Raw genomic sequence first — 24,710 nt, 5'->3', positions numbered from 1 at the left:
AGGGTGTCTCGCCCGACCATCTCAAAACCTGCTGGTAACCCCTTGGCAACACGCGCCCGAGGTGGCAAGGTAACGCCTACTTCGCGCTAAACATCAGATCTATCAGGGAGGATCGGTCCGGCGATGACGACAGTCGATCACACCGCCGACGTGCCGGCGCGGCCCGGTGACTGGGTACGAGAGCGGCTGTCCAACGCGCTCTCGGAGTTCACAGCCGCCGCTGCGCTGGTCGTGCTGTTCGTGGTGCTGTCGTTCGCCAGCCCGCATTTCCTGACGGCCGACAACCTCTTCAACATCGGCGCACAGACCGCCGTGATCGCGATCATCGCCACGGCGCAGACGATGGTGATCATCACCAAGGGCATCGACCTGTCTGTCGGTTCCGTCGCCGCACTGGCCGGCGTCGTGGGTGCCATCACCGTGCGCGACCTGGGGTTCTCCATCTGGGCGGCGACGGCGGTCGCGATCGCGGTAGGAGGCGTGGCCGGCCTGGTCAACGGCCTGCTGGTGACGGTGGCGCGGATCCCGCCGTTCATCGCCACACTGGGGACGATGTCGGCCGCTCGCGGCCTGGTCTTCATCATCACCGGTGCGGTCGGCGTCTACGGGCTGCCCGAGTCCTTCCAGCTCCTGGGCAACGGCGAGATCCTCGGCATCCCGTTCGCGGTCGTGCTGACGGCTGTCGTCGCCGTGGGCGTCGCCTTCCTTCTCTCCCAGACGCGGTTCGGTCAGTACACCTACGCGATGGGGTCGAACCTCGAGGCCGCCCGCCGCTCCGGTATTCCCGTCGGCCGGCATCTGACCGCCATCTACGTGCTCGCGGGCCTCCTGGTCGGGCTCGGCGGGATGATCGCCGCCTCCCGGGTCAACTCCGGCCAGCCCAACTACGGCATCGCGCTCGAGCTCGACGTCATCGCCGCGGCCGTGATCGGCGGGGCCAGCCTGTTCGGTGGCCAAGGCCGGATCATCGGCACTCTCATCGGCGCCTTCCTCATCGCACTGGTCCGCAACGGCGCCGTCCTGCTGGACATCAGCATCCACTACCAGATGGTGATCGTCGGCCTGATCATCTGGGCCGCCGTCTACTTCGATCAATACCGCCGCCGCCGGTTGGAGTCACGAGGCTGACCTCTGCCGGCCACACGACCACCCGAATGGAAGGGACACACTGATGGCACACAGCACCACCGGCCGGCGCACGTCCTCGCACCGTGGCCGCGGCGGCACTGTCCTCGCCGCCGTCGTCGCCACCGCCGTCCTCGGCGCGTGCGGCGGAGTGGAGGTCCGCGACGGATCCGACGAGGAACCGGCGGCGACGGGCGAACCGGCCGAGGGCTCCAGCGGCCCGCTCGAGCTGGCCGTTCTCCCCAAGGCTGTCGGCCACGAGTTCTGGAACACGGTGCGTGCCGGCGCCGAGTGTGCGGCGGAGCTCGCCGGCGACGTCACGGTCGAGTGGGACGGGGTGACCGCCGAGACCGATGTCGAGGGACAGGTCAACCTGGTCCAGAACTTCGTGACCAGGCAGGTCGACGGCATCGTGTACGCCGCCACCGACTCGACGGCGCTCGCTCCGGCGACGCAGGGCGCCCTGGACGCGGGCATTCCAGTCGCGATGATCGACTCGGGCACCGACCCTCAGCCCGAGGACGTGCCGCTGTACGCCACGGACAACCGCGCGGCGGCGGTCGAGGCGGCGAATCTGCTCGCCGAGGAGCTGGGCGCCGGCGAGCACGAGGTGGCGCTGATCGAGTTCCAGCCCGGCTCGCAGACGAACACCGAGCGGGTCGAGGGCTTCACCGAGGGCCTCGCGCAGCACGACAACCTCACGCTGGTCGGCCAGCAGCCCAGCCACAGCGACGTCAACGAGGCCCGCCGGGTGACCGAGGACATCCTGACCGCCAATCCGAACCTCGCGGGGATCTTCGCCGCCAACGAGCCCAGCGTCCTCGGCGCCGCCCAGGCCGTCGAGGCGGCGGGGCGATCCGGCGAGATCGTCATCATCGGCTGGGACGCCGCGCCGGACGAGGTCGCGGGCCTGCGCAGCGGCCAGATCTCCGCGCTCGTCGTGCAGAACCCGTTCAACATGGGCTACCTCGGCGTGAAGAACATGGTGGAGCACCTTCGCGAGGGGACGCCGCTGGAGTCGGCCGACACGGGCGTCACGTTCCTGACCCAGGAGAACGTCGACACCGAGGAAGCTCAGGCGATTCTCGAGCCCAGCTGCGACAACCCGCCGGTCGGATGATGAGCGCCGCACCGGACACGGAACGGAGCACTGAGTCGCACGACGTCGCGAGTGATGCGCCGGTGCTGGAAGCGCGCGGGATCGTCAAACGGTTCGGCCACGTCGAAGCCCTGCGCGGCGCCGACTTCACCGTGCGCAAGGCGGAAGTCGTCGCCCTCATCGGGGACAACGGTGCGGGGAAGAGCACCTTGATCAAGACGCTGTCCGGCGTGCACGCACCCGACGAGGGCGAGATCCTCGTCGAGGGCCGGCCCGTCCGGTTCTCCACACCCGTCGACGCGAGGCAGGCCGGCGTCGAGACCGTGTACCAGGACCTCGCCGTCGCCGACGACCTGAGTGTCGCCGCCAACCTCTACCTGGGGCGCGAGATCGTCCGCGCCGGGCCGCTGGGACGCATCGGCCTGCTCGACAAGCGGGCGATGCGGCGTGGCGCCGCAGAAGCACTGAGCCAGCTGGGTGTGCGCATCCCACGGGTCACGACCCCCATCGCGATGCTGTCGGGCGGCCAGCGGCAGAGCGTCGCGGTCGCCCGGGCCATCATCTGGGCGACCAGCGTGGTCATCCTCGACGAGCCCACCGCGGCGCTCGGCGTCGTCCAGACCGAGCGGGTGCTCGACGTCGTGCGGCGCGCCCGCGACGCGGGCATGTCGGTGGTGCTGGTCAGCCACAACATGCCGCAGGTGCTCGAGATCGCCGACCGGGTCGAGGTGCTCCGGCTCGGCCGGCGCGCGGCACGGTTCCGTGCGGACGACGTGACAACGGACGAACTGGTCGCCGCGATGACCGGCTCGCTGGTCACGGAGACGGACGAGCGATGACGGTCTCAGGCGCCTGACATGAGGCCGGGGGTTGCTGGTCTGTTCGACCTCACCGGACGGGTCGCCGTCGTGACCGGGGCACGGCGTGGCGTCGGTCTGGCGGCGGCCGAGGCACTCGCGATGGCGGGCGCCGACATCATCGGCGTCTCGGCCGGGCTGGAGTCGGAGGGAAGCGACGTGCAGCAGCGGGTCAGTGCTGCCGGGCGTCAGTTCACTCCGGTGTGCGCTGATCTGAGCGACCGGACGTCGGTGCACGAGCTTTTGCGGGAGCTCCGGTCGTTGGGACCGATCGACATCCTGGTGAACGACGGTGGAGCGAGTGCGCACGAGGCCGGCGCGGAACGCCCGCCGGAGACCTGGCATCACCGCATCGAGGTGGAATTGACCAGTCAGTTCGTTCTGAGCCGGGAGGTCGGCGCCGGCATGGTGCGCCGGGGTCACGGGAAGGTGATCTTGACCGCGTCTCCGCTGAGCCGTCAGGCCGGCCCCGCCGTCCCGTCCTATGCCGTCACGACGTCGGGTGTGGCAGGTCTCACGAGAGCGCTGGCGCACGAGTGGGCGGCCCATGGCGTGAACGTCAATGCCATCGCGCCGGGCTACATCGCCACGGAGCAGACACCGGCCACGCGAGAGGACGGCGGTAGAAGGCGCCCGGTCGACCCGCGGATCCTGGCCGGGCGCTGGGGCCGCGCCGAGGACCTCGGCGGGGCGACGGTGTTCCTGTCGGCGCCCGCCTCCGACTACGTCCACGGCGTGGTGCTGCCGGTGGACGGCGGATGGCTGGGCCGCTGATGGGCGCGACAGCGCAGCCGCGGCTCGGCATCGTCGATGCCCATCACCATCTGTGGACGCGCGCACGGCACCAGCAGCCGTGGATCGACCCGGTGACGATGGCGGCGATCGACGCCGACTTCGAGGCCGACGACCTCGCCGCCGCGGCCGGAGCCGTCGGCGTCACTCGAACGGTCGTGGTGCAGACCGTCGCGTCCGAGGCGGAGACGAGGGATCTGCTGACGATCGCCGCCGGCAGCGAGCTCGTGACGGGCGTCGTCGGATGGGTGGACCTGACCGCCGCGGATGTCGCAGCCCGTCTCGAGCGCTTGTGCGAGGCCACGGGCGGCGACCGCCTGGTCGGTATCCGCCACCTGGTGCAGGACGAGCCGGATCCCGGCTTCCTCGACCGCGCCGACGTGCGTCGAGGCATCACGGCAGTGGGGGCGGCCGGCCTGGTGTTCGACCTGCTGGTCCGCGATCACCAGCTGCCGGGAGCGGTCCGCCTCGCCCGCGACCTGCCCGACGTCCGCTTCGTCCTGGACCATCTCGGCAAACCCGCGCTCCGCCGCGGCGAACTCGGAGAGTGGATGCGTGATCTCGGCGCGCTCGCCCGGCTCCCCAACACCGCGGCCAAGCTCTCCGGTCTGGTGACCGAGGCCGACTGGTCGACATGGACGCCCGCGTCGCTCCGGCCCGTGGTGCGTACGGCGCTCGAGTGCTTCGGGCCGGAGCGGCTCATGTTCGGCTCCGACTGGCCGGTGTGCCTGCTCGCGACGTCGTACCGCGAGTGGATCGCCACGCTGTCAGAGCTGCTCGAGGAGTGCGATGCCGGCGCACAGGCGATGATCTGGCACCGTACCGCGCGCCGCATCTACGGACTGGATGACCGATGAACCGTGGCCGGCCGGCGCGAGGCGCCGATCTCGGGCTCAGCGAGCTGGGCTTCGGGGCCGCCCAGGGCGGGAACCTCTTCCGCGCGACGTCCGACGACGAGTTCGGGGCGGCGGTCGATGCGGCCTGGGACGCCGGCATCCGATACTTCGACACCGCCCCGCACTACGGCCTGGGTCTGTCCGAGCGGCGTCTCGGAGCTGCGCTGCGCGGCCGTCCGCGCGGCCAGTTCGTCGTGTCGACGAAGGTGGGCCGGCTGCTGGTGCCGTCGCCGGAGACCGCGCACCTGCGCGACACCGAGGGCTTCGACGTGCCCGCCGATCACCGGCGGGAGTGGGATTTCAGCCGTGACGGCATCCTGCGCTCCCTGGAGTCGAGCCTGGAGCGCCTCGGCCTGGACCGCGTCGACGTCGTCTACCTCCATGATCCCGACGATCACTGGGAGCAAGCCGTCGCCACCGCGGTGCCGACGCTGATCGAGCTGCGTGACCAGGGTGTCGTCGGTGCGGTCGGCGCCGGCATGAACCAGTCGGCGATGCTCGCACGGTTCGTCCGTGAGACCGACATCGACATCGTCATGTGCGCGGGGCGTTACACGCTGCTCGAGCAGGGCGCGCTCGCCGATCTCCTGCCCGCCGCGGCCGGCCGCGGAGTCGGCGTCGTGATCGCGGGCGTGTACAACTCGGGGCTGCTCGCCAGCGAACGCCCCCCGGCCGACGCCACGTATGACTATCGGCAGGCGCCTGCACGGCTCATCGAGCGGGTGCGCGCCATCGCCGAGGTGTGTGAGGACTACGGCGTCACCCTGCCGGAGGCGGCGCTGGCCTTCGTCAGGGCGCATCCCGCGGTCGTGTCGACCGTCGTCGGAATGCGCAGTGCCGGTCAGGTGCACGAGACGTTGCGCCGGGCCGGGGTGCGGGTGCCCGAGGAACTCTGGGACAGCTTGCGCACGGCGGATCTGCTGGCGCCGGCGAGCTGAGGATGCGCTCAGGCGCCGTCATCGGGGCCGGGGGAGGGGTCGCCGTCCTCCGGCCGGCCGCGCAGCGACTCCTCGACGCCGATCAGGTGGTTGGCCATCCGGATGCGCGCGGCCTCGGGATCGCGTGCCTCGAGTGCTCGCAGTATCGCGACGTGCTCCTCATGGGTGCGCCGGTCCGCACCCTCCTCGTGCAGGCTTCGCCAGAGTCGTCCACGGACGGTGCGGCCGGCGAACGCCTCGATCAGCCCGACCAGGACCGGATTGTCGCTGTGGGCCGCGATGATGCGGTGGAAGGCGATGTCGGTCTCGATGAGGCGCTCGTGGTGTTGCGGCTCGTCTCCGACGATGCGGGCGGCCTCGTCGAGCAGGGCCCCTGCGTCTCGGAGCGCCTCGTCGGTGATGCGGGTCGCCGCGAGCCGTGCGGCCTCGCATTCGAGCAGACGACGGACCGCATGGGTGTGCTGGGCGGCGAGGTCGCCCTGGATGTCGATGACGAACCCCATGGGGGCGAGCAGACGGGTGACGTCGAGGTTGGTGACGTACGTACCGTCGCCCTGGCGCGTGTTGAGGATGCCCAGAATCGACAGCGCCGACACGCCTTCACGCAGCGGGCCACGGGAGACACCCAGGACCTCGGCGAGTTCCTTCTCGATCGGCAGGCGGTCGCCCGGGCGCAGCGCACCCTCGAGGATCATGCGCTTGATGCCGTCGACGACTTCCTCGGTGCGGGACATGACACGAGTATGTTCCTAGAGGCCCACGGCGGTGGGTGCTTGGCCGCCCGTGAGCGCTGGTGTCGCCGTTGCCGCCCAGTACCGCCCATCGGGGAACCGGTACTCGTCGACCGACTCCGGTCGCATGCGCGTCGAGTAGCCGGGAGCCTCCGGAAGGACGTAGGCCGTGCCCGAACCGCTGTCCCGCACGACGCAGGCGTCGGTGAAGTGCTCGTGCAGATGGTCGACGAACTCCGTGACCCGGTTCGTCAGATCACCGGAGACGGCGACGTAGTCGAGCACGGCGACGTGCTGGACCATCTCGCACAGACCGACGCCGCCGGCGTGCGGGCAGACCGGCACCCCGAACTTGGCTGCGAGCAGCAGGACCGCGACGATCTCGTTGATGCTGGCCAGCCGGCCCGTGTCGAGCTGGCAGAAGTCGATGGCCTCAGCCTGGAACAGCTGCTTGAACATGACCCTGTTGTGACAGTGTTCCCCGGTGGCGACTCCGATGGGCGCGACGGCGCGCCGAATGGTCGCGTGGCCCAGGATGTCGTCGGGTCCGGTCGGTTCCTCGATCCAGTGTGGCTCGAACCGCGCCAGCGCTCGGACCCAGTCGATGGCCTGGCCGACGTCCCACACCTGGTTCGCGTCGATCATCAGTTTGCGCTCGTACCCGATGATCTCGCGGGCGATGGAGCAACGGCGGATGTCGTCGTCCAGATCCGCGCCGACCTTGAGCTTGATGTACCCGTAGCCGGCGTCGACGGCCTCCTGGCAGAGCCGGCGCAGCTTGTCGTCGTCGTAGCCGAGCCAGCCCGCCGACGTGGTGTAGGCGGGATACCCAGTGCGGGCGAGCTCGGCGACGCGGGCGGCCTTCGTCGCCTCCTTGGCACGGAGGATCCGCAGTGCGTCGTCGCGGGTGAGAGCGTCGGAGAGATAACGCAGGTCCGCGACGTCGACGAGCTCCTCGGGGGACATGTCGACCAGCAGACGCCACAGCGGCTTGCCCGACCGGCGCGCCACGAGATCCCACGACGCGTTCAGGACGGCCGCGAGCGAGAGGTGCACGACGCCCTTCTCCGGCCCCAGCCAGCGCAGCTGGGTGTCCGAGGTGAGGAACCGATACACCCCGCCCATGTCGGCGGCCATCTCGTCGACGTCACGGCCGACGAGGCGGGTCGCCTGCTGGAGCGCCGCGGCCACGACGATGTCGTTCCCCCGGCCGATCGTGAAGGTCAGGCCGTGGCCGGTGAGTGGGGCGCCCGCGGTGTCGGTGCCGTCGGTGTGCACCACGACATACGCCGCCGAGTAGTCGCCGTCCTTGTTCATCGCGTCCGAACCGTCGCCGGTCAGCGACGTGGGGAAGCGGACGTCCTCGACGGTGACGCCGGTGATCTGCGGCATAGGGTCCCTCGCCAGATTCGGACCAAAGATCAGATGACTCGGGCAGTATATGGAGGCCGTTCCGGCAGCGTCAACGCTCGACTGCGCAGGTCCGTCCGCAGTCATCTTATGTATCTGGGCAATCTGATGGCGACGAGCAGGCGCGAGGCATCGTCGTGCGCGGGTCCCCGAAGAGCCTGGGTGCGCAGAACCCCGGACGGCGCCATGGCCGCGCGATCCGGCAGAAGATTAGATGTTTAACCCGCCGAACTCGTCCGACAGTGCTGATTGTCCTGGTTGATCCAGTCTGTTGACGCGATACGTCACATCTTTGTAGATTTGCCGACACCCTAGCTCAGCTGCCGCGCCGTCCGCCCGGTCGGACCCTTCCGCTTCGACGAGGCCGGGCTCACGTGGGTGCGGTGAAGGCCGCTCGCGTTGACGACGTCCAATGGAGGACCGAGATGCCAGACGTGACCAGAAGGCAAGCGATCAAGTTCGGCGCCGCGGGTGTGGGGGCCTTGCTGCTTCCCCTGCAGTGGACGGCGGCCGCTCGGGCTTCGTCCACTCCGCCGCCCGAGGTCCAGGCGGCCGACGACCTCGCACTCTGGTATGACGAACCGGCCGGGAACGACTGGCTGCGCGCGCTTCCGCTCGGCAACGGCCGGCTCGGCGCCATGGTCTTCGGCAATCCCGAGACCGAGCGGCTGCAGCTCAACGAGGACACCATCTGGGCCGGCGGGCCGCACGACGCGGCCAACCCGCGGGCATTGGCGGTCCTGCCCGAGGTCCGGCGACTGGTCTTCGCCGACCAGTGGGTGCAGGCGCAGAACCTCATCAACCAGAACATGCTGGGCAACCCGGTGGGTCAGCTGGCGTATCAGACCGCGGGCAATCTGCGCCTCACCGTCCCCGGCATGAGCGGCGCGACCCAGTACCACCGGCAGCTCGATCTGACCACCGCCACCGCGCTGACCAGCTTCGTCGTCGGCGGGGTGACCTATCGGCGCGAGACCTTCGTCAGCGCGCCGGACCAGGTCGTCGTCATGCGGCTGACCGCCGATGCGCCCGGGTCCATCTCGTTCACCGCGGCGTTCGACAGTGCGCAACGGAACACCGTCGCCAGCCGGGACGGCGCCACGATCGCGCTGGACGGCATCTCCAGCAACCAGGAGGGCGTCTCCGGCCAGGTGCGGTTCCTCGCGCTGGCGCGAGCTGTCGCCGACGGTGGCAGCGTCAGCAGCGCGGGCGGCCGGCTGACGGTGGTGGGCGCGAACAGCGTGCTCCTGTTCGTCTCGATCGGAAGCAGCTACGTGAACTACTCCGACGTCAGCGGTGACTACCAGGGCATCGCCGCACGTCACCTCGAGGCGGCCGCCGGTAGCTCGTTCGACGAGCTGCGCAGCCGGCACGTCGCGGAGTACCAGGAGCTGTTCGATCGGACCACGCTGGACCTCGGGCGCACGCCGGCGGCCGATCAGCCGACCGACGTCCGGATCGCCCAGCACGGCGCCGTGGACGATCCGCAGTTCTCCGCCCTGCTGTTCCAGTTCGGCCGGTACCTGCTGATCTCCTCGTCGCGGCCGGGCACCCAGCCGGCCAACCTCCAGGGCATCTGGAACGACCAGCTCTTCCCGTCATGGGACTCCAAGTACACGATCAACGCCAACCTGCCGATGAACTACTGGCCCGCGGACACCACGAACCTGTCCGAATGCTTCGAGCCGGTGTTCTCGATGATCGACGACCTCACCGTCACGGGTGCGCGCACCGCCGAGGTGCAGTACGGCGCCGGCGGCTGGGTCACCCACCACAACACCGACGGCTGGCGGGCGACCTCCGTCGTCGACGGGGCGTTCTGGGGAATGTGGCAGACCGGCGGAGCCTGGCTGGCCACGATGATCTGGGACCACTACCTGTTCACCGGTGACCTGGACTTCCTGCGCCGGTACTACCCCGCGATGAAGGGCGCCGCGCAGTTCTTCCTGGACACGTTGGTGGAGGAGCCGAACCTCGGCTATCTCGTCACCAATCCGTCCAACTCCCCGGAGCTCAGCCACCACGCGAATGCCAGCGTCGCGGCCGGCCCGACGATGGACAACCAGATCCTCACCGACCTGTTCACCGGCTGCGCGAGGGCGAGCGAGATCCTGGGGCTGGACGAGGACTTTCGTGCTCAGGTCCTGGCCACCCAGGAGCGCCTGGCCCCCATGACGATCGGTTCGCGGGGAAACATCCAGGAGTGGCTCTACGACTGGGTGGAGACCGAGCGCACGCACCGCCACGTCTCTCACCTCTACGGCCTGCATCCCAGCAACCAGATCACCAAACGCGGAACGCCGGAGCTCTTCCAGGCCGCCAAGCGAACGCTCGAGATCCGCGGCGACGACGGCACCGGATGGTCGCTGGCATGGAAGATCAACTTCTGGGCCCGGCTGGAGGAGGGCAGGCGGGCGCACGACCTGATCAACTACCTGGTGACACCGGCCAGGCTGGCGCCGAACATGTTCGATCTACACCCGCCGTTCCAGATTGACGGCAACTTCGGCGCCACCGGTGGCATCGCGGAGATGCTGCTGCAGAGCCACACCGGAGAGCTGCACCTGCTGCCGGCACTGCCGCCGGCCTGGCCCGACGGCACCGTGACCGGCCTGCGAGGACGTGGCGGCCACACGGTCGGCGTAACGTGGAGCGACGGGCAGGCCGACGAGTACCGCATCACCCCCGACCGCGACGGCACCGTCACCGTGCGCGGGAAGCTGTTCGCCGGACGGTTCGCCGTGCTCGATGTCACCCGCGGCGGACGAGCGCGCACGTCGAAGGTGGGCTCCGACCTCATCGAGCTGATCGGCGAGGCCGGTCACACGTATCGCGCCTACGCGGTGCAGAAGCTCACGGTGTCCGCGCCGGTCGAGGTCTCTCCGGCCCAGCCTGCCACGGTGAGTGTGCGGCTCCGCGCGGTCGAGCTGCCGGTCGTGCGCGCGGCCGTGTCGCTCCAGGTCCCCGAGGGCTGGACGGTCGAGCCCGAGCAGGTCGATCTGCGTCCGCTGCCACCGGGCACGGAGCAGACCGTCGAGTTCCGCGTCACCGTTCCCGAGGGCGTCGAGACCGAGGCGGCGCTGCTGACGGGGGTCGCGAGCGGCCCCGACTGGACGGCGACGGCGGATGCCGAGGTGCGGGTCTGGGACGGCACCGCGATCACGCTGGAGGAGAGCTTCAGCAACGTGGCCGTCACCGACGACACCAACACCGGAACCGGCAACTTCGACGGCAACGGCGCATCGATCTCGGCGCAGGCGCTGGCCCAGGCCGGCGTCACGCCGGGCAGCGTCGTCAGCCATGGTGGCCTCGACTTCACCTGGCCCGACGTGCCGTCGGGCACGCCCGACAACGCCGTCGCCACCGGACAGTCGCTGGCGATGTCCGGCCGAGGGTCCACGATCGGCTTCCTGGCGAGCGGTACCTACGGAGCGGTCGCCGGACCGGCGACGGTGGTCTACGCCGACGGAACACGGCAGACCTTCACGCTGAGCGTGCCCGACTGGTACGGCGCGCCGCGGCCCGAAGGCGACGCAGCCGTCGTGGCGCCCTATCAGAACCGGCCCGGCAACCAGCAGGTGAACACGGCCGCGACGATCTATTTCGCCAGCGCCTCGCTCGAGGACAAGGAGGTCGTCCGGGTGGACCTCCCACGGGTCAGCGACGGCGTCGCCGGCGGCGTGCCGGCGATGCACATCTTCGCCATCGCGATCGGGTAGACCGTGCGCGAGCGCAGCCGCCGCGGCGGTGTTCCGCAGCGACCGCCGATCGCGTCACCGGACGAGTCGCGTGGGATCTCCTTGACCGCTGCGGCGGACGACCCACGCCTCAGTGATGTGGGTGAACATGGCCTCCGCCGCACCGTCGGGGTCGCCGGCGGCGATGCGCTCGTAGATGCGTCGGTGACCGCGGTTGGATGCCACGCACAACTCTCGTGCCGTCTGCCCCATGTAGCGGGCGGTATTGCTGACCTGGCTCTCGAGGGAACGCACCACGCCACGGGCGATGCGGTTGCCGGAGGTCCGCATGACGGTGTCGTGGAAGGCGCGGTCGTGTTCGTGGTAGGCGACGTGGTCGTCGACGAGCTGATCCATGCGCTCGACGAGAGACGCCAGTTGCTCGATCACATCCTCGGTGGCCAGGCGTGCGGCGACGTTGGCCATGTCCGCCTCCAGCAGGCGTCTGGTGACGACGAGGTCGTCGAGGATGGCCAGGCTGTCGTCCTCGGCGATGGTGGCGCCGAGGACGAGCTCGTCGAGCATGTTCCACGACGACGGCGGCAGCACCATGGTGCCCGATCCCTGCCGGATCTGGACCAGTCCCTTCTCCTGCAGGATCTTCACGGCCTCGCGTACCACGGTTCGACTCACCGAGAACGACTCGCAGAGAGCGGGCTCCGGCGGAAGGGCCGAGCCGGGAGGATGCTCGCCGCGGACGATGCGCTGCACCAGTTCCGCGGTGACGGCCTTGGCCAGGTTGGCCGGCCGCTGCACCCAGGCGGGAGGCGCTGTGGCGCTCACCGTCGTTCCCCGCGGTGCGGTCATGTCCCCTCCGTTGCCACGACGCGTTCACGACGCGTCTTCCTGTTGTCCACTATACGTCATTCGATTGACGTCAGACGTCATACGAGTTACGTTTCGCCCCATCTGCACACCTTGGCCGGGGCAACCGGCCACCACGCGAGAGTGAGCGGCAATGAAGCAGCGAGCACTGTGGTCCGCGGTCCTGGTCGGAGGACTGGCGCTGGCCGGCTGTGGCAGCGCCTCGGACTCCGAGTCCTCGTCGTCCGGCGAATCCACCGACACGCTGGTCGTCTGGGACTGGAAATCCGGTGAGGAGAACGCGGCCGGCTACTACGAGCAGGCGAAGGCCGACTTCGCGGAGAAGCATCCCGACGTGACGGTCGAGTTCGTGGCGCAGCCGTTCGATCAGTACTACACACTGCTGGGCACGGCCATCCAGGCAGGGGAGGGCCCCGATGTGGTGCTCTTCAACGGCGGCGGTCAGATCCGCGACCGGGTGGATGCACTGCTGCCGCTCGACGACTACGTCGCAGACGACCGCGAGCGTCTCGCCGGATGGGAGGCGTTCAGCCAGGACGGCCAGGTCTTCGCGGTGCCGCTGACGCTGCAGGGCCACCCGATCTACTACAACAAGGCGCTGTACGAGCAGGCCGGGCTCGACCCGGAGAACCCGCCGGCCACGTGGGACGACTTCGTCGCCGACTGCGGCACCATCAAGACGGCCACCGGCGCCGACTGTATCGCGCTCGGGAACAAGGAGGGCTACGGCATCGAGTTCTTCCTGTCGGCGATGGGTTCGGCGGTTCTCACGCCGCAGGAGTACGACGCCTGGATCGCCGGTGATCGGGACTGGTCGTCGCCGCATGTGAAGCAGATCTTCGAGCTGTGGAAGGCCGCCGGTGACACCGGACTGAACAACGAGGGCGCGAACTCGACGGCGATGTTCAACGACTCGTTCGCGATCTTCCAGGCCGGTGAGGCGGCGAACATGATCGGCCTGATGTCGGACATCGGGCACTGGAAGGACTTCAACGAGTTCCTCGGCGCGGAGAACGTCGGCGTGATGACGGCGCCCGTCGTCAACCCGGAGGCGACCCCGAGCCTGCCGTACGACGGCGGCATCGGGTACGCGGTGATGAACTGGACGTCCGACCCGGACCTGGCCGCCGACCTCGTGCGTTCGCTGAGCTCCACGGAGGCGTTGGAGGCCTTCTACGCCGATGCCGGCGCGATCGTCTCCGACACCACGATCGACGTCTCCGATGCCGGCCCGGCCGTGTCGACGATCGTGGGAGAGATCCAGACCGGAAAGCAGGCGCTCCACGTGGCGCTGTCGTCGCAGACGCTGGAGCTGATCCACCGGTTGTCCCAGCAGCTGTTGAGCGGGTCGGTCACGGTGGACGATGCGGTCGCTCAGCTGGCGGCCTCGGACCAGGCGGGTTGAACGAGTGCCGGTAGGAGGCTCGCCGCCGTCGGCCGGCTCCGTCAGTACGACGGAGCCGTTCGCGGCGGCAGACGGGCGGACCGTGGACGACCGCTCCGGACCGGATGGCAGCCGGCGGGCCCGTTCGCGGGCTCGGGATTGGGAGCGGCTGGCGCCCTACGTCCTGGTGGCGCCCGCAGTGCTGATCATCGTCGGGCTGCGGCTGTACCCGTTGCTGCTGGGGGTGAACTTCTCGTTCACCGGCGACGGCGACCGCAACGGCGAGGCGGTGGGCCTGGACAACTACCTGGCCCTGTTCGACGACCCGCTGTTCCAGCAGGCGCTGCGCAATGTGGGCCTGCTGGTGGTGCTGCTGCCGGTGGCCGTCGCGGTCCCCGGTCTCCTCGCGACGTTCATCTACCTGCGAGTTCCGGGTCACCGGTTCTTCCGGAGCGTGTACTTCTTCCCGGCGGTGTTGTCGCCGGTGATCGTCGGCGCGATCTTCAATCTCCTCCTCGCGTTCGACGGCCCCCTCAACACCGTTCTCGGAAGCGTCGGCGTCGGTCCGGTCGACTGGCTCGGCGATCCGGACGTCGCCATGTTCATGGTCGTCGGCGTACACGTGTGGGCGACATTCGGCATGGGGCTGGTGGTCTTCCTGGCCGGCTTCGCCACCCTGGACGCGGCCCTGCTGGACGCCGCTCGCGTCGACGGCGCCTCGCTGCGGCAGGTGATCCGGCACGTGATCATCCCGGGGCTGACCCGCACGATCCAGTTCGTCTTCGTGACCACCATGATCGGGATGCTGACCTCGATGTTCGGGCTGCTCTACGTCATGACGAGCGGTGGCCCCGAGGGGTCGACCTACCTGCCGGAGTACTACATCTGGATCCAGCAGGGGCAGATGAACCGTCCGGCGCTGGCTTCCGCCGCGTCCACCATCCTCTTCCTGATCATGCTGGTCGTCGGGCTGCTTCAGCTCAGCATCCTCCGCCGGACGGGGAGGGAGGACTGATGGGCGGCGCGCGGGTCGGGAAATGGTTCGTGGCCATTCCCATGGCCCTGCTGGCTCTGGCGACGATCTACCCGCTCGTGTTCACCACGAACGTCGCGATGAAGACACGACACGAGTACGTGCTCGATCGGTTCTCGGTGGCGGAATCGTTGCGCTGGAGCAACATCGAGGGAGCCTGGAACAGCGTAGGAATGGCTCGCTATTTCGTGAACTCCATCGTGGTCGTGGGGCTCTCGGTGACATTCCTCCTGATCATCGGTTCGATGGCCGGATTCGCGCTCGGCCAATTGCGCTTCAGAGGTTCACGAGCCCTGTTCCTGGGTTGCCTGGCGGCGTTGTTCATTCCCTTCCAGGTGATCATGGTTCCGTTGGCCCGAACGATGGCCGACACCGGATTGCTCGACACCTATCCTGGTCTCGTCCTGGCATATGTGGCGCAGTTCCTGCCGTTCACCATCTTCCTGATGACCAGCTACTATGCCGGAGTTCCCGCCGATATCATCGACGCGGCCAGGATCGACGGCAACACCCTGTACGGCGTCTACCGGCGAATCATGCTGCCGATCGGGCGGCCGGCGCTGTTGTCCGTCGGCATCCTCAACGCACTGTTCTGCTGGAACGACGTGCTCATCTCGCTCCTGCTCATGCCGTCGGCCGACCATCGCACGCTCATGGTCGGCGTCACGGCGCTGCGCGGGCAATATTCCGACAACATCCCGACCTTCGCAGCCGGCGTGCTCATCGCCGCCCTGCCCGTGCTGTTGATCTATCTCTTCTTCCAGCGGCAGATCGCCGACGGCGTCACGGCCGGTTCCACGAAGGGCTGATATGCGCATTACCGGGTTTCGCACCTTCACGACGTCCCAGGACTGGGGCCGGCCCGTCGGCGATGCCAACGGGGTGTTCGCCGACGGCATCACCACCCTGCCGTTGATCATGGTGGAGACCGACGAGGGGATCACCGGTATCGGCCCGGGCTCGCACGTCGAGGCCGATACGATCTTCGCCGCCATCGAGGGTGAAGATCCGCGGAGCACGACGGCTCTGTATGACCGGATGCTGCGGCAGACCTTCAAGGCCGGTCACGCGGGGGCGCTCTTCGGCACCATCGGTGCTTTCGACACCGCGTTGTGGGACATCAAGGCCAAGGCCGCCGGTGAACCACTGTGGCGGTTGCTGGGCGGACGCGACCGGACGATCCCGGCCTACGCCTCCGGCCTGGACATCGGGCTCACCGACGACGAACTGGTGTCGGTCTACCGCGATTACGCCGCTCGTGGACTGCGAGCGGCGAAGCTCAAGGGCGGGCTCGACATCGAGCGTGATCGACACCGGCTCGGTCTGGTCCATGACGTTCTCGCCGAATCCGCACGTGGAGTGCGGCCGGGGCTGATGATCGACGCGAACGAGTCCTGGACACGCAAGCAGGCCGTTCGTCACATCGGTGAACTGGAACAGGCCTTCGACCTCACCTGGGTCGAAGAACCGGTCCGTCGTTGGGACGCCGAAGGCCTGGCCGTGGTCGGTCGCGGGATCCGCGCCTCGGTCGCCGCCGGCGAGAACCTCACCGGCCTGGAGCAGTTCCGGCCGCTGCTCTCCAAGGGCGCCATCGACATCGTGCAGACGAGCGCGGTGTGGGGGATCAGCCACTTCCTCAGAGTCGCGGTCCTGGCGCACGCGCACGATCTCCCCGTCAGTCCGATCGGGAACCTGCCGATCGGACTGCTGCACGCCGCGACCTGCGTACCGAATCACATCGTGAGTGAGCTGCAAGACCTCGAGCCGCCGCGGGGGGTGTCCCTCGACATGCGCATCGAGGACGGTTCCTTCGTGCTCGGCGACAGCCCCGGGCTCGGGATTCAGGTCGACGAGGACGCGATCGCGTCGAACGTCGACGGCCGGCGCATGTCCACACCCAACGGACCTCACGTGCGGCCCGAAGCCGCCGGCCGGCGGTTGTTCGCCGCCACGCCGCGCAATGGGGCGGTCCAGCCGACGACACCGTTGACACCGGGTTGACGGCTCGAGCCGACGTCATGCCGGTCGGGCGGTGATCTTCGCGTGTCACCGTGCGGCCGGGCAGCCGCTGCGATCAACGCCACTCGAGGAGCGTCGCATCGAAGTGCGGAGAAATCGCTCAGGGAATGAGACGGCTGCGGCCGTCACGAGCTTGGAAGGGAAGTGCAAGCCATGACCGGAACAGCAAGGGCGCGGGTTCGGCGAGGGTTCGGCACCTGCACCGCGTTGGTGGCGACGGCGCTCGTCGTCGTGACCGCGCTCGTCGGTGGTTCGGCGCAGACGTCGGCAGCGGCCGAGAACGCGTTCTATGTCGCCCCCGACGGTGATGACGCGAATGCGGGCACGCTCGAGGCTCCATTTCGGACGCTCGAGCGCGCGCGTGACGCGGTGCGCGAGATCAACTCGAACATGTCCGGTGACATCCACGTCTACCTTCGCGGCGGCTCGTACCCGATCGAGAGCACGGTCGAGTTCGGTCCCGAAGACTCGGGCACGGACGGCCACCGGGTGATCTACTCGGCATTCGAGAACGAGACGCCGGTGCTCGAGACGGGCACCGAGATCACCGGCTGGACACAGCACGACGGAAGCATCTGGTCGGCTCCGCTGGATCGGGCGGACAAGCTCCGCGCCCTTTACGTCGACGACCGGCGTGCGGTCATGGCATACCAGGACGTGCGGTCGCAGGGATGCTACGGCGAGTACACGGTGACCGCGGGGCAGGCACCTTGGGCGTGGGAATCGGGCACTGAGTGCGACGGCGCGATGTATGCGCTGGCCGACGTGCCGGAGATCGACGACAACGTCGAGGACATCGAGATCCAGACGGCCACCACCTGGACCACGGCGATCGTCGGCGTGCGCGATGTCACCACCAGCGAGGACGGTGCGAGCCGCGTGCTGTTGCTGCAGCAACCTGGCGCCGCGATCGCTGCGGGTGCCTTCAACGGCAACTTCCAGATCCGCGGGAATCACAAGCTCATGAACGCCTATGAGTTTCTCGATGAGCCCGGCGAATTCTACTACGACCGCACCGCCAAGACCGTCTACTATTACAAAGCCGCGTCCGAGGACATGGCTGCCGCGTCCGTTTTCGCGCCGAACGGCGTTCAGACGGCTCTGCGCATTGCCGGCACGTCGAGGACGGAACGCGTCCACGACCTCAGCTTCGAGGGTATAACCGTGCGGCACACCGACTGGAACCTCGCCGACGTGGACGGGGCCTCGTTCAAGCAGGCGCAGCAGGGCAACATCATCAACTCCGCCTACGTGCACGGCAACTTCCACGTCTACCATTACCGGAACGTCGACCTGCAGCCCGCTGCCATCGAGGTGACCAGTGCGGCGAACATCTCTTTCGAGCGTAACCGGGTCGAGCACACCGGAGCCGACGGCATTTCGCTGATCAACGACGTCGTCGACTCACAACTCACCGGCAACGTGACGAGGGACGTCGGCGGCACGGCGATCAACATCGGCCACCCGCAGCACGTGTACATCGGCGATGCGACGGCGGACAACAAGGAGAAGTTCCCGGCGGACGTCGAGGGCGCTCCGACGAACATTCAGATCACGAACAACTACGTGTACGAGAGCGCGCAGCTGTTCCTCGGTTCCGCCGCGGTCGCCGCCTACTTCGTCGACACGCTGGCGTTCGAGCACAACGTGATCGAGAAGACGTCCTGGGCCGGAATCTCGATGGGCTGGGGCTGGTGGAACTTCAACGGGTCTCCCGGCTCGATCGAACCGGGCAACCCCACCACGGTCGCCAGGAACAACAGCATCCGATACAACACGTTCATCGACACCGTGAACGACCGGAACGACACCGGTCCCGTCTATACACTCGGCGCTCAGCCGGACACCGTCATCTCGCACAACTACATCGACGGTGTGCGGGCCGGACACACCTACGGATTGCATGCCGATGAGGCGTCGGCCTACATCACGTTCGACAGCAACGTACTCGACATCTCTGAAGGCGTGACCTACACGATCAACTCCGAGGACTGGGGCTCCAAGCACCATCTGACGGTCACCAACACGTGGGCGACCGTGTGGAACAAGTACGCGAACGACCCGCCGGACAGCCTCATCGAGCCCATCATGGTGTTCCCGGACGGAGTCTGGCCGCTGGAGGGCTACGCGGTCACGGTGAATTCCGGCCTCGAGCCCGCCTATCGCGACCTCCTGGGACCGGGCGCGACCCTGTCGCCCGACCACGTACTTCCGTCCAGCGTGGAGGTCGACCCGTCTGTGGCCTCGATCCCGATCCGAGGCACGGGCGACGAGTCGGCGACCATCTGGCTCGCGCCCGAGGGCACGACCCGTTTCGCCGCCGGCGACACGATGACCACGGCGACGGGAGACGCGACGAGCATCGCCGTGCCACGGAGGCCGGGCACGTATCGCCTGTTCGTCGTCACTGCGAGCGGTGACGTGGCCGCCTCGACCGATCTGGTGCGACGCAGTGGACCGCTCGAGGTGTCCCTCACGGCAGACCCGGCGACTCTGGACGCCGGAGGTTCCACCGTCGTCACCGCCTCCATCGAGAACCTGACCGGTGATCGGCTGTCGGGCCTGCGGGCCGCGATCGACGTTCCCGAAGGATGGAGCGCCGTCCGGGCCGGCAAACCGGTGTCTCCCGTGCTGGCACCGGGAGCGACGGCCTCCGCGTCCTGGACGGTGACGGCGCCGGCCTCGTTCTCGGAGCCCGTGAGCCGGGCGACGATCGAGGCCGCGCTGACGGTGCGCTACGACGGCATGGAGTACGCCGAGGACCGGTCTCTGACGCTCACCGCCCTCAACCCGTTGACCTCGTTGAACGGCTACGGCTCCGTGGCGAGCAGGTTCGCCGAGGCCGGATCGGGCTACGCGATCCTCACGTCCGGCACCGACATGTGGCAGGACGGCGCCGGATCGTTCGACGAGTACGGCGCGATCTACGACGACGACGCCGTCGGCCAGGACTCGACGGTGACGGCGCGAGTGACTCACCTGGACGACACCAATGCCTGGGCCAAGGCCGGTGTGGTCATTCGCAACGACGTCACGGCTGCCGGTGCGTCGGCCGGCTACGCGGTCATGGTCGTCACCCCCGGCAACGGCGTCTCCTTCCAGTGGGACGCCAATGGCAACGGGTATCTGGACTCCGTCAGCAGCGTCGGCGGTGTCCGTGCGCCTGCCTGGGTGCGGCTGGTCCGGTCGGGGAACGACGTCAGCGGCTACTACTCGATCGACGGCACGACGTGGACGAAGGTCGGGCCCACCGTGGCCCTGGCCGGCATCGCCGCCACACAGGACGGCGGGCTCGTCGCCACCTCGCATGCGGCCGGCGTCACCGGGCAGTTCAGCTTCACCGATTTCAGCGTGAGCTGACCACGAGACTCGCCGTGGGCGCATCCGCCGCAGAGGATGCGCCCACGGCGCCGTTCTCCTGGACGGTCCTGGGTACTCTCGCCGCGCACCTCCGATTGTCTTCGAGCGCGCTCGAATCCGTAGCGTCGTGGACGGACGCAACCGGATCAGGAGGCAGCGAGATGACCGACATCCCCACCCGGCGCCTCGGCGCGCTGGCCGTCTCGGCGCAGGGCCTTGGGTGCATGGGCATGAGCCACGGCTACGGGGCCACCGACGACGCACAGTCGACCGCGACCCTGCACCGCGCGCTCGACCTCGGCGTGACCCTGCTGGACACGGCCGACTTCTACGGCGCCGGGCACAACGAGGAGCTGATCGGCCGGGCCGTCGCCGGGCGCCGCGACGAGGTGGTGCTGGCGACGAAGTTCGGCTTCGCCAACCGGCTGGGCGAGCCCACCGTCATCCGTGGTGACGCCGCCTACGTGCGGCAGGCGTGCGACGCGTCGCTGCGCCGGCTCGGGGTCGACCACATCGACCTCTACTACCAGCACCGGGTCGATCCGCGGGTGCCGATCGAGGAGACCGTCGGCGCGATGGCCGAGCTGGTGCGGGCCGGGAAGGTCCGGCACCTGGGGCTGTCCGAGGCCGGGGCGCAGACCATCCGGCGCGCGCATGCGGTGCACCCGATCGCCGCCCTGCAGAGCGAGTGGTCGCTCTGGACCCGCGACATGGAGGCGGAGATCGTCCCGGTGTGCCGCGAGCTCGGCATCGGCATCGTCGCGTTCGCTCCGCTCGGGCGCGGCTTCCTCACCGGCCGGTACACGACGGTCGACGGCCTGGCGGACACCGACGTGCGGCGCGGCCAGCCGCGGTTCGCCGACGGCAACCTCGAGCGGAACCTGGCGATCGTCGCCACGCTCGAGGAGCTGGCCGCGGCGAAGGGCGTCACCGCCGGCCAGCTCGCCCTGGCATGGCTCCAGCATCGCGGCGGCGACGTGGTGCCGATCCCGGGCACCCGGCGGCAGCGGTACCTGGAGGAGAACCTGTCGGCCCTGGCCATCGAGTTGTCCGCCGAGGACGTCGCCGCCATCGAGGCCGCCGCCCCGCCCGAGCGGGTCGCCGGCGGCCGCTACGACGCGACCAGTCTCACCTTCGTCGACGGCTGACCGGTTGGCTGGGCGCCATGAGCGGCATGAGGTTGTCGGCGATCGTCCTGTCAGGCGTCGAGCGGCCGACGCCCGGGCGGCCGGCCGTAGGTCTCGAGGAGCCGCAGCCAGATCTCGCTGATGGTGGGGTAGGCGGGGACGGCGTGCCAGAGCCGCTCGATCGTGACCTCGCCGACGATCGCGATGGTCGCCGCGTGCAGGAGCTCGGCGACGTCCTGGCCGACGAAGGTCGCACCGACGATCACGCCGCGGTCCTCGTCGACGACGAGCTTGGCGCGGCCGGCGTAGTCGTCGGCGTGGAGGGCGGCCCCCGCGACCTGGCCGAGGTCGTACTCCACGGCCCGGACGTGGAGTCCTCGCTCGCGCGCACGGGCCTCGGAGAGCCCGACGCTGGCGACCTCGGGGTCGGAGAACACCACGCGGGGCACGGCCAGCTGGTCCGCCGAGGCCGCGTGCCGGCCCCAGAGCTCGTCGGCGACCGGCCGGCCCTGCAGTCGTGCGGCGATCGCCTCGCCCGCCGCGCGCGCCTGGTACTTGCCCTGGTGGGTGAGCAGCGCACGGCCGTTGACGTCGCCCACGGCGTAGAGCCAGTCGGTGCCGTCGACGAGCATCGTCTCGTCCACCGTCAGCCCCGCGCCCGGGTCGAGCCCGACGGACTCGAGGCCGAGGTCGTCGGTGTTCGGGCGGCCCCCGGTCGCGGACAGGAGTTCCTCGGCGACGAGCCGCGTGCCGTCGTCGAGGACGACCGTGACGAGCCCGTCGGTGTCGCGGTCGACGCGTGCGGGCGTGACGCCGAGCCGCACGTCGACCCCCTCCTCGGCCAGTGCCGCCGCGAGGTGGTCGCCGACGAAGGGCTCCTCGCGGTCGAGCAGCCCGGTGCGAGCCAGGAGGGTGACTCGCGAGCCGAGGGACGCGAACGCGAAGGCGAGCTCGACGCCGGCGACTCCGCCGCCGATGACGACCAGCCGAGCGGGGACGTGGTCGGCCGCGGTCGCCTCGCGGGTGCCCCACGGCGCGGCGGCGGCGAGGCCGGGGATGTCGGGCAGGATCGGAACGGAGCCGGTCGCGAGGGCGACCGCCCGCGCGGAGTAGACCCGGTCGTCGACGCGGACCAGGCCGGTGCCGGCGATGCGGCCGCGGCCGCGGATCAGGTCGATGCCCGCGGAGTCGAGCCAGGCGACCTGGCCGTCGTCCTTCCAGTCGGAGGTGAACGACGTCCGCCGGGCCAGGACCGCGGCGGCGTCGACGGCACCGCCGACCGCCTCGCGGGCGCCGGCGAGGCGTCGAGCCGCCCGGATCGCGTGTCCGCTGCGGAGGAGCGCCTTGGACGGCATGCACGCCCAGTACGAGCACTCGCCTCCGACGAGCTCGGATTCGACGATCGCCGCACGCACTCCGTGCTGGGTCGCGTAGTCGGCGACGTTCTCTCCGGCCGGGCCGGCGCCCAGGACGATCAGGTCGTAGTCGGGACGACGTGCCTCGGCGCCCGTCACGACGCCCGCCGCAGCAGCACCGTCAGGCGGATGGCGGAGACCAGGAAGAAGAGGCCGCCCAGGACGGCGTAGCCGCCCGCACCCGCGATGCTGGTGGCGTCCTGGAACGACTGGGCCAGGAAGGCGACCCCGGCCACGATCGAGAGGGCACCGCTCAGGATCTGCGGCACCTGGCCGCCGGAGCTGCGGCGCCGCACGGCGGTGACGAGCTGCGCGAGGCCGGAGGCCGCGGCCCACAGGCCCCAGACGCCGAGGGCGGCGGCGACGGACACCGTGGACGCCCAGCCGAGCGCGACGGCGACGGCGACGCTGACCACCACGTTGATCCGCTCCGCCGCCCGCGAACCCGGCGTGCGGCGATCGGATCGCAGCTGCCACAGGACGGCGGCCGCGTCGGCGAGCGGGTAGACGACCAGCAGGACGGTCAGGAGCGGCCCCTCGCCGGGCGAGGTCAGGAGCAGAAGCGCCGCCCAGACGAGGGCGAACGCGAAGCGGACGAGGTACAGGCGGCGCAGCGTCGCGCCGAACGGCGCCGCGAGCGCCGGGTGGAGGGTGGTGGTCATGATGCCTCTCTGTCGGGGGGAGTGGGATGGTCAGGCCACGGTGGTGGTGACGGTCACCGGCACGTTGCCGCGGGTGGCGACCGAGTAGGGGCACACCTCGTGTGCCGCGGCGGCGAGGGTCTCGGCCGTCTCAGGGGCGATCCCTCCGCCGAGGTGCACATGCAGCGCGGCGCTCAGTGCGAAGCCGCCGGTCGACGTCGGGACGATCGAGACCTCGGCGACGACGGCGGAGTCGACCAGCGCGACCTTGCGTTGCGAAGCCACCAGCTTCAGGGCCGAGTGAAAGCACGACGACCAGCCGGCCGCGAACAGCTGCTCCGGGTTGGTCGCGTCTCCGGGGCCGCCCATGGACTTCGGCACGGCGAGCATCACGTCGAGCAGGCCGTCGTCGGTCACGGCGCGACCTCCGGCGCGGCCGTCGCCCGTCGAGGTCGCGACGGCGGTGTACAGGGGTGCGGACATCACGTTCTCCTAGGTTCTCGCCATGTAGAGTTACTAGTACGTCTACATGAGTCGACTCTAGACTGACCGCAGAATTCGTGCAACCGAGCCGGCCGGACCGGGAGGGGAGCAGGCATGCACGCCGACACCGATGCACCGGCGGTGCGCACCCCGTCGGGGTCCACCACGAGAGGGCGCATCCTGGCCGCCGCGAGCGAGCTGTTCTACGCCCACGGCATCCGCGCCACGAGCGCCGACCGCATCATCGAGCAGGTCGGCATCACGAAGGTCACGTTCTACCGCCACTTCCGCACCAAGGGCGAGCTCGTGGTCGCGTACCTCGAGGAGCAGGCGGCCGCGGAGCGGGCGTGGATGGAGGGTGCGCGTCGCCCGGGCGACCCCGCCGGCTCGCTGCGCGCGCTGGCCGCCGGCATCGGGTCCGCGAGCTGCCGTCCGGGATTCCGGGGCTGTGCGTTCATCAACGCAGCGGCGGAGTTCCCCGAGCCCGACGACCCGGTCCGCGTGGCCGTCGGCGCGCACCGCCGATGGATGCTCGATCGATTCGCCGACATCGCCGCGGAGGCCGAGGTCGATGACGTCGAATCCGTCGCGCGGCAGCTGATGATCCTGCGCGACGGGGCGATGGTGAACGGCTACCTCGGCGAGCCGTCGACGGTGGCCGACTCCCTCGGGGCCGCGTTCGTGGCGATCGTCACGACCACGTAGGGCCACGACGCCAGTACGGGTGGCGTCCCCTTGGCTCGCTGAGAGTGACCCATCCCGCCCGATATGTCCATTTCGTGGAGCACGTCACCGTGCCAAGCATCGCTGGGTGGGGCAAACGGGCACGCGACGGTGT

20 protein-coding genes are annotated in these 24,710 nt (G+C 69.4%); 14 read left to right on the top strand and 6 right to left on the bottom strand.

Annotated elements, in window-relative coordinates; all coding sequences use genetic code 11:
* Positions 1 to 123: 123 nt before the first annotated feature.
* Genes DY240_RS20130 through DY240_RS20105 form a run of 6 tightly spaced genes read left to right on the top strand, consistent with a single transcriptional unit; the run spans position 124 to position 5,707 of the window.
* Positions 124 to 1,128 (top strand): ABC transporter permease, encoded by a 1,005-nt coding sequence (locus DY240_RS20130; RefSeq protein WP_119661635.1) that lies wholly within the window; start codon positions 124 to 126, stop codon positions 1,126 to 1,128.
* Between the two features lie 43 nt (positions 1,129 to 1,171).
* On the top strand, positions 1,172 to 2,245 hold the full coding sequence (locus DY240_RS20125) for an ABC transporter substrate-binding protein (protein ID WP_119661634.1): 1,074 nt from the start codon (positions 1,172 to 1,174) through the stop codon (positions 2,243 to 2,245).
* Complete coding sequence (locus DY240_RS20120; protein ID WP_119661633.1) at positions 2,245 to 3,063, top strand: ATP-binding cassette domain-containing protein; 819 nt, start codon at positions 2,245 to 2,247, stop codon at positions 3,061 to 3,063. Before DY240_RS20125 ends, DY240_RS20120 begins: the two co-directional genes overlap by 1 nt.
* 18 nt (positions 3,064 to 3,081) lie before the next feature.
* Positions 3,082 to 3,855: an SDR family oxidoreductase gene (locus DY240_RS20115; RefSeq protein WP_119661632.1), complete on the top strand. Its 774-nt coding sequence runs from the start codon at positions 3,082 to 3,084 to the stop codon at positions 3,853 to 3,855.
* Positions 3,840 to 4,730 (top strand): amidohydrolase family protein, encoded by an 891-nt coding sequence (locus DY240_RS20110; protein ID WP_199701840.1) that lies wholly within the window; start codon positions 3,840 to 3,842, stop codon positions 4,728 to 4,730. The genes DY240_RS20115 and DY240_RS20110 overlap by 16 nt, the downstream gene beginning before the upstream one ends.
* The gene (locus tag DY240_RS20105; RefSeq protein ID WP_119661630.1) at positions 4,727 to 5,707 is read left to right on the top strand and encodes an aldo/keto reductase; all 981 of its coding nucleotides are present in this window, start codon (positions 4,727 to 4,729) and stop codon (positions 5,705 to 5,707) included. The genes DY240_RS20110 and DY240_RS20105 overlap by 4 nt, the downstream gene beginning before the upstream one ends.
* A gap of 8 nt (positions 5,708 to 5,715) precedes the next feature.
* Here the strand turns inward: DY240_RS20105 and DY240_RS20100 are convergent, their stop codons facing one another.
* Positions 5,716 to 6,441: a FadR/GntR family transcriptional regulator gene (locus DY240_RS20100; RefSeq protein WP_119661629.1), complete on the bottom strand. Its 726-nt coding sequence runs from the start codon at positions 6,439 to 6,441 to the stop codon at positions 5,716 to 5,718.
* Positions 6,442 to 6,456: 15 nt separating this feature from the next.
* On the bottom strand, positions 6,457 to 7,830 hold the full coding sequence (locus DY240_RS20095) for an enolase C-terminal domain-like protein (protein WP_119661628.1): 1,374 nt from the start codon (positions 7,828 to 7,830) through the stop codon (positions 6,457 to 6,459).
* A gap of 443 nt (positions 7,831 to 8,273) precedes the next feature.
* Here DY240_RS20095 and DY240_RS20090 point away from each other — a divergent pair, with 443 nt between their 5' ends.
* Positions 8,274 to 11,567 carry a glycosyl hydrolase family 95 catalytic domain-containing protein gene (locus DY240_RS20090; RefSeq protein WP_119661627.1) on the top strand — a complete coding sequence of 1,098 codons (3,294 nt, stop codon included), beginning with the start codon at positions 8,274 to 8,276 and terminating at the stop codon, positions 11,565 to 11,567.
* A gap of 54 nt (positions 11,568 to 11,621) precedes the next feature.
* Here the strand turns inward: DY240_RS20090 and DY240_RS20085 are convergent, their stop codons facing one another.
* Positions 11,622 to 12,392: a FadR/GntR family transcriptional regulator gene (locus DY240_RS20085; protein ID WP_119661626.1), complete on the bottom strand. Its 771-nt coding sequence runs from the start codon at positions 12,390 to 12,392 to the stop codon at positions 11,622 to 11,624.
* Between the two features lie 151 nt (positions 12,393 to 12,543).
* Between DY240_RS20085 and DY240_RS20080 the strand changes: the two genes are divergently transcribed.
* The 6 genes from DY240_RS20080 to DY240_RS20055 all read left to right on the top strand — a co-directional run bounded on the left by DY240_RS20080 (position 12,544) and on the right by DY240_RS20055 (position 21,354).
* Complete coding sequence (locus DY240_RS20080) at positions 12,544 to 13,815, top strand: ABC transporter substrate-binding protein (protein ID WP_119661625.1); 1,272 nt, start codon at positions 12,544 to 12,546, stop codon at positions 13,813 to 13,815.
* A gap of 4 nt (positions 13,816 to 13,819) precedes the next feature.
* Positions 13,820 to 14,809, top strand: coding sequence for a carbohydrate ABC transporter permease (locus tag DY240_RS20075; protein WP_407659351.1), 990 nt, complete (start codon positions 13,820 to 13,822; stop codon positions 14,807 to 14,809).
* Complete coding sequence (locus tag DY240_RS20070; protein ID WP_119661623.1) at positions 14,809 to 15,636, top strand: carbohydrate ABC transporter permease; 828 nt, start codon at positions 14,809 to 14,811, stop codon at positions 15,634 to 15,636. The genes DY240_RS20075 and DY240_RS20070 overlap by 1 nt, the downstream gene beginning before the upstream one ends.
* Before the next feature lies 1 nt (position 15,637).
* Entirely contained in the window at positions 15,638 to 16,828 is a 1,191-nt protein-coding gene (locus DY240_RS20065) for a mandelate racemase/muconate lactonizing enzyme family protein (RefSeq protein ID WP_119661622.1), read from the top strand.
* Positions 16,829 to 16,999: 171 nt separating this feature from the next.
* Positions 17,000 to 20,206, top strand: coding sequence for a right-handed parallel beta-helix repeat-containing protein (locus DY240_RS20060; RefSeq protein WP_119661621.1), 3,207 nt, complete (start codon positions 17,000 to 17,002; stop codon positions 20,204 to 20,206).
* A 161-nt stretch (positions 20,207 to 20,367) separates the two neighbouring features.
* The gene (locus DY240_RS20055) at positions 20,368 to 21,354 is read left to right on the top strand and encodes an aldo/keto reductase (RefSeq protein WP_119661620.1); all 987 of its coding nucleotides are present in this window, start codon (positions 20,368 to 20,370) and stop codon (positions 21,352 to 21,354) included.
* A gap of 50 nt (positions 21,355 to 21,404) precedes the next feature.
* Here the strand turns inward: DY240_RS20055 and DY240_RS20050 are convergent, their stop codons facing one another.
* Genes DY240_RS20050 through DY240_RS20040 form a run of 3 tightly spaced genes read right to left on the bottom strand, consistent with a single transcriptional unit; the run spans position 21,405 to position 23,872 of the window.
* Positions 21,405 to 22,847: a dihydrolipoyl dehydrogenase family protein gene (locus tag DY240_RS20050; protein WP_119661619.1), complete on the bottom strand. Its 1,443-nt coding sequence runs from the start codon at positions 22,845 to 22,847 to the stop codon at positions 21,405 to 21,407.
* Positions 22,844 to 23,410 carry a DUF308 domain-containing protein gene (locus DY240_RS20045; RefSeq protein ID WP_119661618.1) on the bottom strand — a complete coding sequence of 189 codons (567 nt, stop codon included), beginning with the start codon at positions 23,408 to 23,410 and terminating at the stop codon, positions 22,844 to 22,846. Before DY240_RS20045 ends, DY240_RS20050 begins: the two co-directional genes overlap by 4 nt.
* Positions 23,411 to 23,440: 30 nt before the next feature.
* Positions 23,441 to 23,872, bottom strand: coding sequence for an Ohr family peroxiredoxin (locus tag DY240_RS20040; RefSeq protein ID WP_119661617.1), 432 nt, complete (start codon positions 23,870 to 23,872; stop codon positions 23,441 to 23,443).
* A 114-nt stretch (positions 23,873 to 23,986) separates the two neighbouring features.
* Between DY240_RS20040 and DY240_RS20035 the strand changes: the two genes are divergently transcribed.
* A complete protein-coding gene (locus DY240_RS20035) occupies positions 23,987 to 24,577 on the top strand; it encodes a TetR/AcrR family transcriptional regulator (RefSeq protein ID WP_119661616.1) in 591 nt (196 codons plus the stop codon).
* Positions 24,578 to 24,710: the final 133 nt, after the last annotated feature.

The organism is Jiangella rhizosphaerae (assembly GCF_003579925.1).
GTDB lineage: Bacteria > Actinomycetota > Actinomycetes > Jiangellales > Jiangellaceae > Jiangella > Jiangella rhizosphaerae.
Note: the sequence above shows the minus strand (reverse complement) of the source record. Positions and strands in the feature narration are given on the sequence as shown.

Excerpts from the sequence above, each read along its gene's own strand:
- DY240_RS20095 (WP_119661628.1), bottom strand. The coding sequence starts at position 7,830 with ATGCCGCAGATCACCGGCGTCACCGTCGAGGACGTCCGCTTCCCCACG.
- DY240_RS20065 (WP_119661622.1), top strand. The coding sequence starts at position 15,638 with ATGCGCATTACCGGGTTTCGCACCTTCACGACGTCCCAGGACTGGGGC.
- DY240_RS20085 (WP_119661626.1), bottom strand. The coding sequence starts at position 12,392 with ATGACCGCACCGCGGGGAACGACGGTGAGCGCCACAGCGCCTCCCGCC.
- DY240_RS20125 (WP_119661634.1), top strand. The coding sequence starts at position 1,172 with ATGGCACACAGCACCACCGGCCGGCGCACGTCCTCGCACCGTGGCCGC.
- DY240_RS20045 (WP_119661618.1), bottom strand. The coding sequence starts at position 23,410 with ATGACCACCACCCTCCACCCGGCGCTCGCGGCGCCGTTCGGCGCGACG.
- DY240_RS20055 (WP_119661620.1), top strand. The coding sequence starts at position 20,368 with ATGACCGACATCCCCACCCGGCGCCTCGGCGCGCTGGCCGTCTCGGCG.
- DY240_RS20120 (WP_119661633.1), top strand. The coding sequence starts at position 2,245 with ATGAGCGCCGCACCGGACACGGAACGGAGCACTGAGTCGCACGACGTC.
- DY240_RS20040 (WP_119661617.1), bottom strand. The coding sequence starts at position 23,872 with ATGTCCGCACCCCTGTACACCGCCGTCGCGACCTCGACGGGCGACGGC.
- DY240_RS20105 (WP_119661630.1), top strand. The coding sequence starts at position 4,727 with ATGAACCGTGGCCGGCCGGCGCGAGGCGCCGATCTCGGGCTCAGCGAG.
- DY240_RS20070 (WP_119661623.1), top strand. The coding sequence starts at position 14,809 with ATGGGCGGCGCGCGGGTCGGGAAATGGTTCGTGGCCATTCCCATGGCC.
- DY240_RS20035 (WP_119661616.1), top strand. The coding sequence starts at position 23,987 with ATGCACGCCGACACCGATGCACCGGCGGTGCGCACCCCGTCGGGGTCC.
- DY240_RS20090 (WP_119661627.1), top strand. The coding sequence starts at position 8,274 with ATGCCAGACGTGACCAGAAGGCAAGCGATCAAGTTCGGCGCCGCGGGT.
- DY240_RS20100 (WP_119661629.1), bottom strand. The coding sequence starts at position 6,441 with ATGTCCCGCACCGAGGAAGTCGTCGACGGCATCAAGCGCATGATCCTC.
- DY240_RS20080 (WP_119661625.1), top strand. The coding sequence starts at position 12,544 with ATGAAGCAGCGAGCACTGTGGTCCGCGGTCCTGGTCGGAGGACTGGCG.
- DY240_RS20060 (WP_119661621.1), top strand. The coding sequence starts at position 17,000 with ATGACCGGAACAGCAAGGGCGCGGGTTCGGCGAGGGTTCGGCACCTGC.
- DY240_RS20115 (WP_119661632.1), top strand. The coding sequence starts at position 3,082 with ATGAGGCCGGGGGTTGCTGGTCTGTTCGACCTCACCGGACGGGTCGCC.
- DY240_RS20110 (WP_199701840.1), top strand. The coding sequence starts at position 3,840 with ATGGCTGGGCCGCTGATGGGCGCGACAGCGCAGCCGCGGCTCGGCATC.
- DY240_RS20130 (WP_119661635.1), top strand. The coding sequence starts at position 124 with ATGACGACAGTCGATCACACCGCCGACGTGCCGGCGCGGCCCGGTGAC.